The organism is Klebsiella aerogenes (assembly GCA_029027985.1).
GTDB lineage: Bacteria > Pseudomonadota > Gammaproteobacteria > Enterobacterales > Enterobacteriaceae > Klebsiella > Klebsiella aerogenes_A.
In genome coordinates, this window is sequence record CP119076.1 from 2,946,405 (window position 1) to 2,961,154 (window position 14,750).

General features: G+C 55.2%; 13 protein-coding genes. 4 read left to right on the forward strand and 9 right to left on the reverse strand.

Translation table 11 applies throughout. The features are described 5' to 3' along the window. Nucleotides 1-14 precede the first annotated feature (14 nt). Complete coding sequence (gene mfd / locus PYR66_14140) at nt 15-3,461, forward strand: transcription-repair coupling factor (GenBank protein WEF26472.1); 3,447 nt, start codon at nt 15-17, stop codon at nt 3,459-3,461. Between the two features lie 167 nt (nt 3,462-3,628). Continuing rightward, on the forward strand, nt 3,629-4,588 hold the full coding sequence (locus PYR66_14145; GenBank protein ID WEF26473.1) for a L,D-transpeptidase family protein: 960 nt from the start codon (nt 3,629-3,631) through the stop codon (nt 4,586-4,588). A gap of 229 nt (nt 4,589-4,817) precedes the next feature. Here PYR66_14145 and bhsA read toward each other — a convergent pair whose 3' ends face one another. Then, the gene (bhsA, locus tag PYR66_14150; protein ID WEF26474.1) at nt 4,818-5,075 is read right to left on the reverse strand and encodes a multiple stress resistance protein BhsA; all 258 of its coding nucleotides are present in this window, start codon (nt 5,073-5,075) and stop codon (nt 4,818-4,820) included. A 249-nt stretch (nt 5,076-5,324) separates the two neighbouring features. Between bhsA and PYR66_14155 the strand changes: the two genes are divergently transcribed. After that, nucleotides 5,325-5,960: a TetR/AcrR family transcriptional regulator gene (locus tag PYR66_14155; protein ID WEF26475.1), complete on the forward strand. Its 636-nt coding sequence runs from the start codon at nt 5,325-5,327 to the stop codon at nt 5,958-5,960. A gap of 231 nt (nt 5,961-6,191) precedes the next feature. Continuing rightward, nucleotides 6,192-8,381: a TonB-dependent siderophore receptor gene (locus tag PYR66_14160; GenBank protein WEF26476.1), complete on the forward strand. Its 2,190-nt coding sequence runs from the start codon at nt 6,192-6,194 to the stop codon at nt 8,379-8,381. Between the two features lie 60 nt (nt 8,382-8,441). Here PYR66_14160 and PYR66_14165 read toward each other — a convergent pair whose 3' ends face one another. From PYR66_14165 to hinT, 8 genes are all read right to left on the reverse strand, one after another. Continuing rightward, the gene (locus PYR66_14165; GenBank protein ID WEF26477.1) at nt 8,442-8,981 is read right to left on the reverse strand and encodes a glycine zipper 2TM domain-containing protein; all 540 of its coding nucleotides are present in this window, start codon (nt 8,979-8,981) and stop codon (nt 8,442-8,444) included. A gap of 206 nt (nt 8,982-9,187) precedes the next feature. Beyond that, complete coding sequence (locus PYR66_14170) at nt 9,188-10,492, reverse strand: NAD(P)/FAD-dependent oxidoreductase (GenBank protein WEF26478.1); 1,305 nt, start codon at nt 10,490-10,492, stop codon at nt 9,188-9,190. A 246-nt stretch (nt 10,493-10,738) separates the two neighbouring features. Continuing rightward, nucleotides 10,739-11,281 (reverse strand): alpha/beta hydrolase YcfP, encoded by a 543-nt coding sequence (ycfP, locus tag PYR66_14175; protein ID WEF26479.1) that lies wholly within the window; start codon nt 11,279-11,281, stop codon nt 10,739-10,741. Between the two features lie 36 nt (nt 11,282-11,317). Further along, entirely contained in the window at nt 11,318-12,328 is a 1,011-nt protein-coding gene (gene nagZ / locus PYR66_14180; protein ID WEF26480.1) for a beta-N-acetylhexosaminidase, read from the reverse strand. 23 nt (nt 12,329-12,351) lie between these two features. Next, the gene (gene thiK / locus PYR66_14185) at nt 12,352-13,179 is read right to left on the reverse strand and encodes a thiamine kinase (GenBank protein ID WEF26481.1); all 828 of its coding nucleotides are present in this window, start codon (nt 13,177-13,179) and stop codon (nt 12,352-12,354) included. After that, nucleotides 13,160-13,798 carry a penicillin-binding protein activator LpoB gene (gene lpoB / locus PYR66_14190; GenBank protein WEF30453.1) on the reverse strand — a complete coding sequence of 213 codons (639 nt, stop codon included), beginning with the start codon at nt 13,796-13,798 and terminating at the stop codon, nt 13,160-13,162. Before lpoB ends, thiK begins: the two co-directional genes overlap by 20 nt. A gap of 21 nt (nt 13,799-13,819) precedes the next feature. Then, on the reverse strand, nt 13,820-14,197 hold the full coding sequence (locus PYR66_14195; GenBank protein WEF26482.1) for a YcfL family protein: 378 nt from the start codon (nt 14,195-14,197) through the stop codon (nt 13,820-13,822). A gap of 3 nt (nt 14,198-14,200) precedes the next feature. Continuing rightward, nucleotides 14,201-14,557: a purine nucleoside phosphoramidase gene (gene hinT / locus PYR66_14200; protein WEF26483.1), complete on the reverse strand. Its 357-nt coding sequence runs from the start codon at nt 14,555-14,557 to the stop codon at nt 14,201-14,203. Nucleotides 14,558-14,750: the final 193 nt, after the last annotated feature.

A 14,750-nucleotide genomic window follows, 5' to 3' on the forward strand; every position in this document is an offset into this window, starting at 1 on the left:
TCCTGACAACCGCTATGCCTCAACAATATCGCTACACCCTGCCGGTTAAAGCCGGCGATCAGCGCCAGCTTGGCGAACTCACCGGCGCGGCCTGTGCCACGCTGGTAGCCGAGATGGCTGAACGCCATCACGGCCCGGTGGTGCTGGTTGCGCCTGATATGCAGAACGCCCTGCGTCTGAACGATGAAATCGGGCAGTTTACCGACAGCATGGTGATCGGTCTGGCAGACTGGGAAACCCTGCCTTACGACAGTTTCTCGCCGCATCAGGACATTATCTCTTCGCGCCTTGCCACCTTATACCAGTTGCCGACCATGCAGCGCGGCGTGCTTATCGTTCCGGTGAGCACCCTGATGCAGCGGGTCTGCCCGCACAACTACCTGCACGGCCACGCTCTGGTGATGAAAAAGGGCCAGAGCCTGTCGCGCGATGCGCTACGCACACAGCTTGATAGTGCGGGCTACCGCCACGTCGATCAGGTAATGGAGCATGGCGAGTATGCCACTCGCGGCGCCTTGCTCGATCTCTTCCCGATGGGGAGCGAACAGCCGTATCGTCTCGATTTCTTTGATGATGAGATAGACAGCCTGCGGCTGTTCGATGTCGACAGCCAGCGCACCCTTGAAGAAGTCGACGCCATTAACCTGCTGCCGGCGCATGAATTCCCCACCGATCAGGCGGCTATCGAACTGTTCCGCAGCCAGTGGCGCGATCGCTTCGACGTCAAACGCGACGCCGAGCATATCTACCAGCAGGTCAGCAAAGGCACGCTACCTGCCGGTATCGAATACTGGCAGCCGCTGTTCTTCAATGAGCCGCTGCCGCCACTGTTTAGTTATTTCCCGGCCAGTACGCTGATTGTGAATACCGGCGATCTGGAACAAAGCGCCGAGCGTTTCCAGAATGAAACTCGCGCTCGCTATGAAAACCGCGGCGTCGACCCAATGCGCCCGCTGCTGCCGCCGGAACAACTATGGCTACGCAGCGACGAACTGTTCAGCGAGCTGAAAAAATGGCCGCGGATCCAGTTAAAAACCGAGCATCTGGCAGAGAAAGCCGCCAATACCAACCTCGGCTATCAACCCCTGCCCGACCTGGCGATTCAAGCGCAAAATAAAGCGCCGCTGGATAACCTGCGCCGCTTCCTGGAATCCTTCAGCGGTCCGGTGATTTTCTCCGTCGAGAGCGAAGGTCGCCGCGAGGCGTTGGGTGAAATGCTGGCGCGCATCAAAATCGCGCCGAAGCATATCCTGCGCCTGCAGGACGCGACGGGTAACGGCCGCTTCCTGATGATCGGCGCCGCTGAACACGGCTTTATTGATAATCAGGCCAACCTGGCGCTGATTTGCGAAAGCGATCTGCTGGGTGAACGCGTCGCCCGTCGTCGCCAGGATTCGCGCCGCACCATCAACCCCGATACCCTGATCCGCAACCTGGCGGAGTTACATACCGGTCAACCGGTGGTACACCTCGAACACGGCGTTGGCCGCTATGCGGGGATGACCACGCTCGAAGCTGGCGGCATCAAGGGAGAATACCTGATGCTGACCTACGCTAATGACGCCAAATTGTACGTACCGGTATCGTCGCTGCATCTGATTAGCCGCTACGCTGGCGGCGCGGAAGAAAATGCGCCACTGCACAAACTGGGTGGCGATGCCTGGGCGCGCGCGCGGCAAAAAGCGGCGGAGAAAGTTCGCGACGTCGCCGCCGAGTTGCTGGATATTTACGCTCAACGCGCGGCAAAAGAAGGCTTCGCTTTTAAGCATGACCGCGAACAGTACCAGCTGTTCTGCGATGGCTTCCCGTTTGAAACCACCCCGGATCAGGCGCAGGCGATCAACGCCGTGCTCAGCGACATGTGCCAACCACTGGCAATGGATCGTCTGGTGTGCGGTGACGTCGGCTTCGGTAAAACCGAAGTGGCGATGCGCGCCGCCTTCCTCGCCGTCGAAAACCACAAACAGGTCGCGGTGCTGGTGCCCACCACTCTGCTCGCCCAACAGCACTACGATAACTTCCGCGACCGTTTCGCCAACTGGCCGGTGCGCATCGAAATGCTCTCACGCTTCCGCAGCGCCAAAGAGCAGGCACAGATCCTCGAACAGGCGGCAGAAGGTAAAATCGATATTCTGATCGGCACCCATAAGCTCCTGCAAAACGAAGTCAAACTGCGCGATCTGGGGCTGTTAATCGTCGATGAAGAGCATCGCTTCGGAGTGCGTCATAAAGAGCGCATCAAGGCCATGCGCGCTGATGTCGATATCCTGACGCTAACCGCAACGCCAATTCCGCGCACGCTGAATATGGCGATGAGCGGGATGCGCGATCTGTCTATTATCGCTACCCCGCCGGCTCGCCGGCTGGCGGTAAAAACCTTTGTCCGCGAATACGATGCGCTGGTTGTACGCGAAGCGATCCTGCGTGAAGTCCTGCGCGGCGGCCAGGTTTACTATCTGTATAACGATGTCGAAAACATCCAGAAAGCGGCGGATCGTCTGGCGGAGCTGGTGCCGGAGGCGCGGATCGCCATCGGTCATGGCCAGATGCGCGAGCGCGAGCTGGAGCGGGTAATGAACGATTTCCACCACCAGCGTTTTAACGTCCTGGTCTGTACGACGATCATTGAAACCGGGATCGATATCCCGACCGCTAATACCATCATCATTGAGCGCGCCGACCACTTCGGCCTGGCCCAGCTGCACCAGCTGCGCGGCCGCGTCGGTCGTTCGCACCATCAGGCCTATGCCTGGCTGCTGACGCCGCACCCGAAAGCGATGACCACCGACGCGCAAAAACGACTGGAAGCCATTGCTTCTCTGGAAGACCTCGGTGCCGGTTTCGCTCTGGCAACTCACGATCTTGAGATCCGCGGAGCTGGCGAGCTGTTAGGCGAAGGCCAAAGCGGGCAGATGGAAACCATCGGCTTCTCGCTGTATATGGAGCTGCTGGAGAACGCCGTTGATGCCCTGAAAGAGGGACGCGAGCCATCGCTGGAGGATCTGACCAGCCAGCAAACAGAAGTGGAGCTGCGCATGCCAGCGCTGTTGCCGGATGACTTTATTCCTGACGTCAACACGCGCTTGTCGTTTTATAAGCGCATCGCCAGCGCCAAAAACGAACACGATCTCGACGAAATCAAAGTTGAGCTCATCGATCGTTTTGGCATGCTGCCGGATGCGGCGCGCAATCTGCTGGATATTGCGCGTTTGCGCCAGCAGGCGCAGAAGCTGGGGATCCGTAAGCTGGAATGCAACGAAAAAGGCGGCGTGATTGAGTTTAATGAGAAAAATAACGTTAATCCGGTCTGGCTTATCGGTCTGCTGCAGAAACAACCGCAACATTATCGGCTGGATGGGCCGACCCGGCTGAAATTCATGCAGGAGCTGGACGAACGTAAAACGCGGATGGACTGGGTTCGCCAGTTTATGCGCCAGTTGGAAGATAACGCGACCGCCTGATGTATAAAGGAGATGCGGTAGCCCCTACCGCATCTCTTCTTCTGTCACAGTCAGTAAACTTTACAAACATTTTGCAATCCACCTGGATTTCCCCACACTCCCCCGCGCCATAATTGACACCACTTATCTTATAAAAATAACCGTTTACTTGCTGTGGAATTATGGTAATGATAAATATCTCGCGTATTTCAACCTGGCTGGCGCTGTTAGCCGTCGCAGCGACGCTCACCCTCCCCGCCCGCGCCAATACCTGGCCGTTACCATCGTCCGGTAGCCGACTGGTCGGACAGAATCAGTTTCACGTGGTACAGGATAACGGCGGTTCGCTGGAATCGATCGCCAAGCAGTACAACGTCGGTTTTCTCGCGCTGCTGCAGGCAAACCCGGGCGTTGATCCCTATGTGCCGCGCGCTGGCAGCGTACTGACCATTCCGCTGCAGACGCTGCTGCCTGACGCCCCGCGCGAAGGTCTGGTACTCAACATCGCCGAGCTGCGTCTGTACTACTACCCACCAGGGCAGAATACCGTAACCGTCTACCCGATCGGTATCGGCCAACTCGGCGGCGACACCCTTACCCCGACGATGGTGACCACCGTATCGGATAAGCGCGCCAATCCGACCTGGACACCGACCGCCAATATTCGTGCGCGTTATAAAGCAATGGGTATCGATTTACCCGCAGTCGTACCTGCCGGGCCAAATAACCCGATGGGCCACCACGCGATTCGTCTCGCGGCTTACGGCGGCGTCTATCTGCTACACGGCACCAACGCTGATTTCGGTATTGGTATGCGCGTCAGCTCAGGCTGCATCCGTCTGCGCGATGCCGACATTAAGGCCCTGTACAACAAGATAACCCCAGGCACCAAAGTGAACATCATCAACGAACCAATTAAGGTATCGGTGGAGCCAAACGGCGTCCGTCTGGTGGAAGTTCACCAACCGCTGTCCGAGCATATCAATGACGATCCGCAGACGCTGCCTATCGTGCTGAATGCCAGTATGCAGACCTTTAAGCAGGCGCCGCAGACTAATCAGCAGGTGATGGAATATGCGATGGAGCTGCGCTCCGGAATGCCGGTCGATGTTAGCCGCCACCAGGCTGCCGGTGAGCAAGCGATGTAATTTATTGACGACATATAGAAAGTAAAAAACCCGCCAGGCATGGCGGGTTTTTTTGTGGCAATCGCCAGACTGGCTGACGAGATTTCGCATCGCGCAGTCCCATGAAGGGGTGTGGACTGCGTCGCGAGTGGCATAACAAAGGGTTACTACTTTTACTGCTTACTACACGCGATCTGCTGAAGGGGGTCAGGATCGCGTTTTGTCAGTGGCATGACAGGGGTTACAACACTTACTTATAGATAACCGCAGTACCGTGCAGCGTGTTAGGACCGCTGACGGAAGTAATGCGATAAGAGGTCGCACCCATTTCGTCTGCTTTCTGCGCCAACTGATCTTCAAGCGAACCCAGGTTGGTGCCGGCAGAGGCGGAAACGGTACCGATTTTATGTTGACCTGCTGGAGTGGATTGCACTTCAACGGCGGCGAAACTTGCGAATGAGAGTGAGCTCAGTACGGCGACAAGGGCCAGCTTTTGGACGTTTTTCATGATTATTATACCTATGCAGATGATTTTTATAGTAGGGTCGTAAGAATTAACTTAACGATCGATAGGTAAATGATAGTGTGATCCAAGTCACAGGTCAACTCATTTTTATAACGATCATTTAACTATTTGTTAAATGCTTAAATTTCATACATATATGAATTATTTATTTTTGGACGGATGTCGCTGGCAGTGCGAGAGGTTTATTTTTATAATGACCGTTCAACAAACCAACATAGGTACAACGGCATCATGACAACTGACGTTCAAAGTTGCGCAAAAAAAAGCCGTGGCCGACCGAAAGTGTTCGACAGGGACGCGGCGCTGGATAAGGCCATGACACTTTTCTGGCAACACGGCTATGAGGCGACCTCACTGGCCGATCTCGTCGAAGCAACCGGCGCAAAAGCCCCAACGCTATATGCCGAATTCGTGAATAAAGAGGGACTGTTCCGCGCGGTGCTGGATCGCTACATTTCCCGCTTCGCTGCCAAACATGAAGCCCTGCTATTCGATGACGACAAAACCGTCGATCAGGCACTGCGTGACTATTTCACCGCCGTCGCCACCTGTTTTACCAGCAAAGATACCCCGGCAGGTTGTTTTATGATTAACACCTCCGCAGCACTGGCCGCTTCATCGACCGATATTGCCAACACCATTAAGTCGCGGCATGCGGTACAGGAACAGACCCTGACGCAGTTTTTACAACAGCGTCAGCAGCGAGGTGAGCTGCCAGCGGAAGGTAACTTGTTGCAATTGGCGCAGTTTTTAAACTGCGTGCTGCAAGGGATGTCGATTAGCGCTCGTGAAGGCGCCGATTTCGCAACGCTGAAGCAAATTAGCGACACCACGCTGCGCCTGTGGCCACAGATCCTCCAGCCTTAATTTCTAACCGGCGGTCATCGATCGCCGGTTTTCTCCCCCCTTTCTGCTATTTACCCTGACTTTCCTCAATGTTTTCATTTTGTTGATTTGTTGTAAATGATATTGATAATGATAATCAATATGTGCAAAATTCGCATTTGTCTTTCTATGTATTTCACGCTGTAACAGCCGCGCCTGCGTCTGAAAAAAATAACAACAGTAATTGCCGTTAACTCATATCAAGGAATGCGAATGAACAAGCGCCTCTGGCTGCTCAATCCTCTGCTGCTGGCCACCACCCTGCCCACCTTTACCGCGCTGGCCGCCGACGACGACAATATTGTCGTCAGCGCCAACCGTAACCACCGTACCGTTGCCGACATGGCGCAAACGACCTGGGTCATTGAAGGCCAGGAAATTGAACAACAGGTTCAGGGCGGGAAAGAATTTAAAGATGTTCTGGCTCAGTTAATCCCCGGAATCGACGTCAGCAGCCAGGGGCGCACTAACTACGGAATGAACATGCGCGGGCGCGCCATTGTGGTACTCATCGACGGCGTGCGTCTTAACTCATCACGCACCGATAGCCGCCAGCTCGATGCTATCGATCCGTTCAACATTGAACATATTGAAGTCATCTCCGGCGCCACCTCGCTGTACGGCGGCGGCAGCACCGGCGGTTTGATTAATATCGTCACCAAAAAAGGTCAGCAAGACCGGCAGGTAGATTTAGAACTCGGCGGCAAAACCGGCTTCGCCAATAGCAACGATCATGACGAACGGGTGGCGGTAGCCGTCAGCGGCGGAACCGATCACGCTTCTGGCCGTTTGTCGGTGGCGTATCAGCGTTTTGGCGGCTGGTACGACGGCAACAACGATGCGCTGATCCTCGATAACACGCAAACCGGTCTGCAGCACTCCGACCGCCTCGATGTGATGGGAACCGGCACCATCGAAATCGATGACCAGCGCCAGCTCCAGCTGGTCACCCAGTACTATAAAAGCCAGGGCGATGACTACGGCCTAAACCTCGGCAAGGATATGTCGGCGGTGTTAGGAGAAAGCAAAGCCTGGACCTCCGATGGACTCAACTCAGATCGCGTTCCCGGCACCGAACGCCATCTGATCAGCCTGCAATACTCCGATGCCGACTTTTTCGGTCAGAATCTGGTCACTCAGATCTACTATCGCGACGAGTCGCTTACCTTCTATCCCTTCCCTGCCTTGAGTAAGGGACAGATCAGTAGCTTTTCCGCGTCAAAACAGGATACCGATCAGTACGGCGCCAAAATCACCTTCAACAGCCAACCGCTGGCGGGATGGGATCTGACCTGGGGCGTCGACGCCGACCACGAGACCTTTAACTCTGACCAGATGTTCTTCGACCTGGATAAAGCGATGGCTTCCGGCGGCCTGAACAACCAATCAGCCTATACCACCGGGCGTTATCCGGGCTACAGCATCACCAACCTCGCGCCATTCCTGCAAAGTAGCTACGATCTGAATGACCTCTTCACCCTCAGCGGCGGGGTGCGTTATCAGTGGACCGAAAACCGGGTCGATGATTTTGTCGGCTACGCACAGCAACAGGATGTCGCCAAAGGGAAATACCAGTCGGCGGACGCCATTCCGGGCGGCAATATCGATTATGATAATTTCCTGTTCAACGCCGGGATCGTCGCCCACATCGCCGAACGCCAGCAGACCTGGTTTAACTTCTCGCAGGGCGTCGAATTACCGGATCCAGGAAAATATTACGGTATTGGCAACTATGGCGCCGCGGTTAACGGCCATCTGCCGCTGGTATCCAGCGTTAACGTCGGCGACTCGCCACTGCAGGGCATCAAGGTTAACTCCTGGGAATTGGGTTGGCGCTACACCGGTGACAACCTGCGCACTCAGCTGGCCGCTTACTACTCAACATCCGATAAAACCATCGTCGTGAATCGCAGCGATATGACTATCGATGTGAAATCGGATAAGCGACGTATCTACGGCATGGAAGGCGCAGTGGACTACTTCGTGCCTGATAGTGACTGGAGCCTGGGCGCTAACTTCAACGTACTGAAATCAGAAGTTAAAACCGATGGCCGCTGGCAGAAGTGGGACGTCACCCTGGCATCGCCATCAAAAGCCACCGCGTGGGTCGGCTGGGCGCCGGATCCATGGTCGCTGCGCGTGCAAAGCCAGCAGGTATTTGATTTAAGCGATGCCAGCGGTAATAAACTTGATGGTTACAATACCGTCGACTTTATCGGCAGCTACCTGCTTCCGGTGGGTAAACTGACCTTCAGTATCGAGAACCTGCTGAACGAAGATTACGTCACCATCTGGGGACAGCGCGCGCCGCTGCTGTATAGCCCAACTTACGGTAGCGCCGGGCTGTACGAATACAAAGGCCGCGGCCGGACCTTCGGCCTGAACTACGCGTTAACGTTCTGATAAAAAAGCCCCTCAGCCTGAGTGATTGAGGGGCGAATTATTTAGGGTATAAACGCTTTTTTAGGCTTTGTTATTCAGAATCAACTGGCCGTTGCTATCCAACGGGATTTGCGCGCCCGGTTGATGATCCATGCGAATTTTGCCCTGTTGGTCGCCGATTTTATAAGTGACGTCGTAACCGAGCATTTTATCTGACTTGTCGTATACCGTCTTACAGCGCTGCTGGGTGGTGGTATAGGTGTCACCTTCCTGCATAGAGCCCTGAATCTGGTTACCCGCATAGCCGCCGCCTAATGCGCCAACAACCGTTGCGACGCTACGTCCGCGACCGCCGCCAAACTGATGGCCAATCACCCCGCCCGCCACCGCGCCGAGAACGGATCCGGCGATACGGTTTTCATCCTGCACCGGACGACGGTGAGTCACGGTCACGTTACGGCACTCCTTACGCGGCGTTTTTATGCTTTCTTTTATCGGCGTACTGGACACCACTTGCGCATATTGCGGGCCACGATCGAATACATTGAGACCGGCGACGGCAGCGACGCCCAGCGCAGCGGCTACGCCAATCCCAATACCCGCCAACATTGATTTATTCACGGGAGTTCCTCCTTCATTGCTGTTACTAGCAATTCTGCGTGCTGGTTAGGGGGTATGCAAATCAGAAAGCGGATGAAAAATGCGGGAACATACGGCAAATCAATGGGATTCAGAGGATTCTGAACAGGGATTCGTGGTTCTGGTAGAAGGATATGCTGTGTTTTCCCGGATAGCCTCACAATGACGCTATCCGGGACAATCGGGACTTAGTGCAGCTTCAGGCGCGGACGAATAATACGGTTAATACGTCCTACCAGCATCATTAGGCCGGTTTTAAAGTAACCATGCAGCGCAATCTGGTGCATACGGTACAGCGAGATATAGACGAAGCGCGCAATACGCCCTTCCACCATCATCGAGCCGCGCATCAGGTTGCCCATCAGGCTACCGACGGTGGAGTAGTTGGAGAGCGACACCAACGAGCCGTGGTCTTTATAGACGTACGGTTTCAGCGCCTTGCCTTTCATCTGCGCCAGGATGTTATTCAGCGCGCAGGTCGCCATCTGGTGCGCCGCCTGGGCGCGTGGAGGCACGAAACCGCCTTCCGGACGAGCGCAAGAGGCGCAGTCGCCAATGGCATAGATATCCGGGTCCAGCGTGGTCTGCAGCGTCGGCTCGACGACCAGTTGGTTAATACGGTTGGTTTCCAGACCGCCAATCTCTTTCATAAAGTCAGGCGCTTTGATACCCGCCGCCCACACCATCAGATCGGCATCAATAAACTGCCCGTCTTTGGTATGCAGGCCATTGACGTCAGCACTGGTGACCATGGTTTGCGTCAGAACGCGAACGCCAAGTTTGGTCAGTTCATTGTGCGCAGCGCCGGAAATGCGCGGCGGCAGCGCCGGCAGAATACGTTCGCCGGCTTCAACCAGCGTCACGTTCAGCGCTTCGTTGGTCAGCCCTTTATAGCCGTAGCTGTGCAACTGTTTAACCGCATTGTGCAGTTCAGCGGAGAGCTCAACGCCGGTTGCCCCGCCGCCGACGATAGCAATGTTCACCTTACCATTCGCGCCGAGGTTCGCAGAATATTTCAGGAACAGGTTGAGCATTTCCTGATGGAAACGACGTGCCTGATGCGGGTTATCGAGGAAAATGCAGTTTTCCTTCACGCCCGGGGTGTTAAAGTCGTTGGAAGTACTCCCCAGCGCCATCACCAGCGTGTCATACGGCAGTTTACGTTCGGCGACCAGCAGTTCGCCTTTCTCATTACGCAGCTCCGCCAGAGAGATGGTTTTACCTTCGCGATTGATATCAACCACCGAGCCCAGCTGGAACTGGAATCCATGATTGCGCGCATGCGCCAGATAGCTCAGCGCATCAACGCCTTCATCAAGAGAACCGGTTGCCACTTCATGCAGCAGCGGTTTCCACAGATGGCTGTGATTGCGATCCACCAGCGTAATTTTCGCTTTTTTATGACGGCCCAGTTTTCTACCCAACTGAGTGGCCAGTTCCAATCCGCCGGCGCCACCGCCCACAATAACGATTCTTTTCAATGGCGTAGTCACGAGACCCCCTAAAATTATTAACCAATTGTTAATTAAAAGTTATTCAAATAGCTCTTAGTTAACAATAGGTTGCAGTAATGAAACCATTCAGCAAGACCGAGAATATCATGAACGGAACATTGGTCATACCAAAATTGATATGCATCAAGTTTTACCGCATATTTTTTAAACGGACAATGCCATTATGGACAAGAAAAAACCCGCGGCGTTGACACGCAGCGGGCGAGTGCCGGGAGGGAACCGCGGTTAGCCGAGGGTCTTAAACGCTTTGATTCGCTGTAGATGCGGTGAGATGTTTTTAAACTTGTGCGTTTGCACTTCGTCCCAGATGATTTCGTAGTAGTGATGCAGTAATTCCGCCGAGCGCTGGCTATTCAGCGCTTCATCCTGACGTGACAGCATCACCAGGCAACGATCGCGGTTCTTTTCGCGGAAGTTGTTTACGCACTTAGTGGCGATATCCTGGTACTCTTCCGGCCGGTCGATTTTTCCTTCCATGTTCTCATAAGGGAACAGATTCGGGTTGAACACAGCCTGGCGAATATCGCAAAGGAAACCGATTCTTTCCGCCCAGTAGCCGCCTAATCCGACGCCGCAGATCAGCGGCCGATCGTCGGCATTGAGCTGCAGCATCTTGTCGACTTCCTTCAACAAATGCTGCATATCATGTTTTGGATGGAGCGTACTGTAGCTTATCAACCGCACATCAGGGTCGATAAACTGCAGCTGCAGCACCTTTTCATGGTTACCGGGGCTGTTAGAGTCAAAACCGTGTAAATAGATAATCATCGTATCCTCACCAGACAACAACGCCCTTCAGGTTAATTACGCAGACTTCGCGTCTTGCCAACGCGCATGGAGCTGCTCCAGTTGTGCGCTGACCGTCTGCCAACGAGCGGAATCTCGCAGTTCCTGACGGGTAAATGAACCTTTATGATACAATTTTGTAACACGCTCTGCTTTGATCGGGGACAGGTTATCCAACACGCTGACCGCGCCTTTACGATTATTGCAGACCAGGATCATATCGCAACCGGCATCGAGCGATGCCTGCCCGCGTTCAGCATAACTGCCCATGATCGCCGCCCCTTCCATCGACAGATCGTCTGAGAAGATGACCCCATCAAAACCCAGTTCGCCGCGTAATACGGTTTTGAGCCAGTATTCTGACCCGCTGGCCGGACGCGGATCAAGGTCGGTGTAAATCACATGCGCTGGCATAATCGCATCCAGACGCTGTTCGTTGATCAGGGTCTTAAACACCGCCATGTCTTTGGCGCGGATCTCCGCCGCCGGGCGGGGATCAAACGGGGTTTCTTTATGCGAATCCGCCGTGACGGCACCGTGGCCCGGGAAGTGCTTACCGGTCGTTTTCATGCCCGCGGCATGCATACCGTCGATGAAGTGTCGCGCCATGATCAGCGCCTTTTGCGGATCCTCGTGGTAGGAACGCTCGCCAATGGCGGCGCTAATATGACCGACATCCAGTACCGGCGCGAAGCTGATATCAATATCCATGGCAATCATCTCGCTGGCCATCAGCCAACCGGCCTCAGCAGCCAGCTTACCGCCCTCTTCCATTCCCAACAACGCGGCAAAAGACTGTGCGGCCGGCAAACGGGTAAAACCGTCGCGGAAGCGCTGCACGCGCCCGCCTTCCTGATCCACCGCCACCACCAGGTGATTACGCGAGGCCTCGCGGATTTGCCGTACCAGTTCACGCAACTGCGCCGGATCGTGGTAGTTGCGGGTAAACAGAATTAAGCCGCCAACCAAAGGATGAGCCAGAATCTCACGCTCTTCCGCATCCAGTTCAAAACCTTCGACATCCAACATTACCGGACCCACACTGACCTCTCTTATCCTTTATTTTCTCTGTCTAACTGACGCCAGGCCGCCTCCGCCAGCGCGATAAATTGCCTGTCGCCGCTCTGCTGCCAGCGCCGCTCATACCAGCCCGCCATCAGCAACAGTACCCATGGCCGCCAGCGTTGTATTTGCCGCCACAGCTGACATTCATCGAGATGCGCCAGCCGTGAATATTCTTTTACCAACCGACGACGCTCTGCGGTATCGCACCATACTGCAGCCAGCTCCAGCGCGATATCGCCATCACCGGCATACTCCCAGTCGATCAACCGCAGACCGGCGTCACTATGAATAATATTACCGGCATGGACGTCCATATGCAGCGGCGCCAGACGCAGCGGTTGCGGCTCCCGCTGGCGCAACAAACGTTGATGCCAGCGTAGCCAGATAACCGTGCGCCGGGCCGGGTCGCTCTGCTGCCAGTACAGCTCAAGCAATGGCGCCAGCGCAATACGCCAGCCAAAACGCGACTGCTGATGCAGATGATACAATAACCCGGCCAACGACAGGCACTCCGGCAGCGCGCTTTTCACTTCACCTGCACAATACTCCACCACCATCCAGCGCGGCGAAAAGAAAACCGGCGCGGGCGAAAGCGTCGCGGGAAGTCGGCATAGCGCGTGGTACTGACGAAGGAAATGGCTGAGCGGCGCTTGCGGGTCATGCGGCTGGCGCAGTACCCGCCGCTGGACGCCGTCGCTGATAATGCAACTGCCGCCGCTCAGCCCCTTTTCGGTCAGCGCGGCGACCGGTGAATAGCGAGGGAAAAAGCGCGACAGGAGTTCGTCGCGCGTAAGCTTATTGTTGCTGAACTGCACCTTTGCCCGACCAGATAATCTCGCCGGACTGTACCAGCATCAATTGCATTTTCAGCTCCGGCGAATTGACGTTGCCGGTAGCATTAGAGTACAGCACATACTGGGCGCCAACGGTACGCGCGATGCCCATCGCTTTGCTACGGCTGCCGAGGCTATCCTGCGGCGACAGGCCCAACTGCTGTTTAGCTACAGAGAGCTGCTGGGAAGACACCAGGGTAAACTTGCCATTGCCCGCCAGCGCATTACGCAGCGCGGCAGTGGCTTCAGCGGCATTCAGCGAACCATTGGTGCGGTTGTTGACACTATCAACCAGCAGAATGCTACCCGCCGTCACGCCGCCCGCTTGCAGCATCTGGCCGACCATCGGTTGTACCGCGACTTCCCAATTGTAGTGACGAACGCGCGGCGCAGGTTGAGATGGCTGCGACGGCTGCTCGCCGCCGTGCTCAATCGGCCCTGGTTGCGTTGGTACCGTCGGGACGGAAGGAACCGTTGGCAACGGCTGCGCCGGTTGTTCCGGTTTCGGCTTCGCCTCCTCGACTGGCGCGGGCTCATTACGTTGACCCACACAGCCAGCCAGGAATATCGCCAGTGCTGTGATTAACGCATAGCGACACATTTTAATCATTATGATGACCTCTTACAGATAAAGATAAAGGCGGGCTTTGTGCGCCCCAAGGATATTGGCACTGCCGTAGAGCACGACCGATGAATGGGCAGGAACCGTCACGCTACGCGCGGGCTCCAGCGGATGCATCTCCAGACCACGGGCGTCATACCAGAAAAAGCGGTAGTGCACGGTAATGGGCTCTTGCCGTTCATTAAATAATCTTGAGGTGGCGGTCGCCTGAATTTCGGAAGCGGTGACCGATGGCGGATCGGCGCTGATGCCGGCCGCCAGCACGCTGGATTCCATCACCAGAGTCTGCTGTTCACTGACCGGGATTTCCGGATGCGAGCCGCACCCGGCCAATAACGCCGCCGCGAGAATCAATACGCCTGAGTAAGCAGCGCGCATGAATTAACCTTTATGCGCCAGCATCGGACCCAGCGGACGGCCGCCCAGCAGGTGCATATGAATATGGTAGACTTCCTGCCCGCCGTGGCGGTTGCAGTTGACGATAAGACGATAGCCATCGTCGGCAAGACCTTCATCACGGGCAATCTTCGCCGCGACGGTCATCATCCGCCCCAGCGCCAGTTCATGTTCGGTGGTGACATCGTTTACGGTGGGAATCAGGACATTCGGGATAATCAGAACATGGGTCGGCGCCTGCGGGGAGATATCGCGAAAGGCGGTCACTAGCTCATCCTGATAAACAATATCCGACGGAATTTCCCGACGAATAATTTTGCTGAAAATCGTTTCTTCTGCCATGACTGATTCCTTATTAGTTTTATACCGAGCCCCGGCCTGCCTCTGCAGATAAGCACGGATGCGCAGGATCAGCTAAGAGTATGAGCGACTTCCTCCCTCTCTTTCAACCCGAATGCACTTTTTCTTATTCAACTATGTACTTAGCTGCTGACATAGCCATCAGGTTCGACATTTATTTTTAGTCCTAAAAGCC

Excerpts from the sequence above, each read along its gene's own strand:
- mfd (WEF26472.1), top strand. The coding sequence starts at position 15 with ATGCCTCAACAATATCGCTACACCCTGCCGGTTAAAGCCGGCGATCAG.
- PYR66_14145 (WEF26473.1), top strand. The coding sequence starts at position 3,629 with ATGATAAATATCTCGCGTATTTCAACCTGGCTGGCGCTGTTAGCCGTC.
- bhsA (WEF26474.1), bottom strand. The coding sequence starts at position 5,075 with ATGAAAAACGTCCAAAAGCTGGCCCTTGTCGCCGTACTGAGCTCACTC.
- PYR66_14155 (WEF26475.1), top strand. The coding sequence starts at position 5,325 with ATGACAACTGACGTTCAAAGTTGCGCAAAAAAAAGCCGTGGCCGACCG.
- PYR66_14160 (WEF26476.1), top strand. The coding sequence starts at position 6,192 with ATGAACAAGCGCCTCTGGCTGCTCAATCCTCTGCTGCTGGCCACCACC.
- ycfP (WEF26479.1), bottom strand. The coding sequence starts at position 11,281 with ATGATTATCTATTTACACGGTTTTGACTCTAACAGCCCCGGTAACCAT.
- nagZ (WEF26480.1), bottom strand. The coding sequence starts at position 12,328 with ATGTTGGATGTCGAAGGTTTTGAACTGGATGCGGAAGAGCGTGAGATT.
- lpoB (WEF30453.1), bottom strand. The coding sequence starts at position 13,798 with ATGTGTCGCTATGCGTTAATCACAGCACTGGCGATATTCCTGGCTGGC.
- PYR66_14195 (WEF26482.1), bottom strand. The coding sequence starts at position 14,197 with ATGCGCGCTGCTTACTCAGGCGTATTGATTCTCGCGGCGGCGTTATTG.
- hinT (WEF26483.1), bottom strand. The coding sequence starts at position 14,557 with ATGGCAGAAGAAACGATTTTCAGCAAAATTATTCGTCGGGAAATTCCG.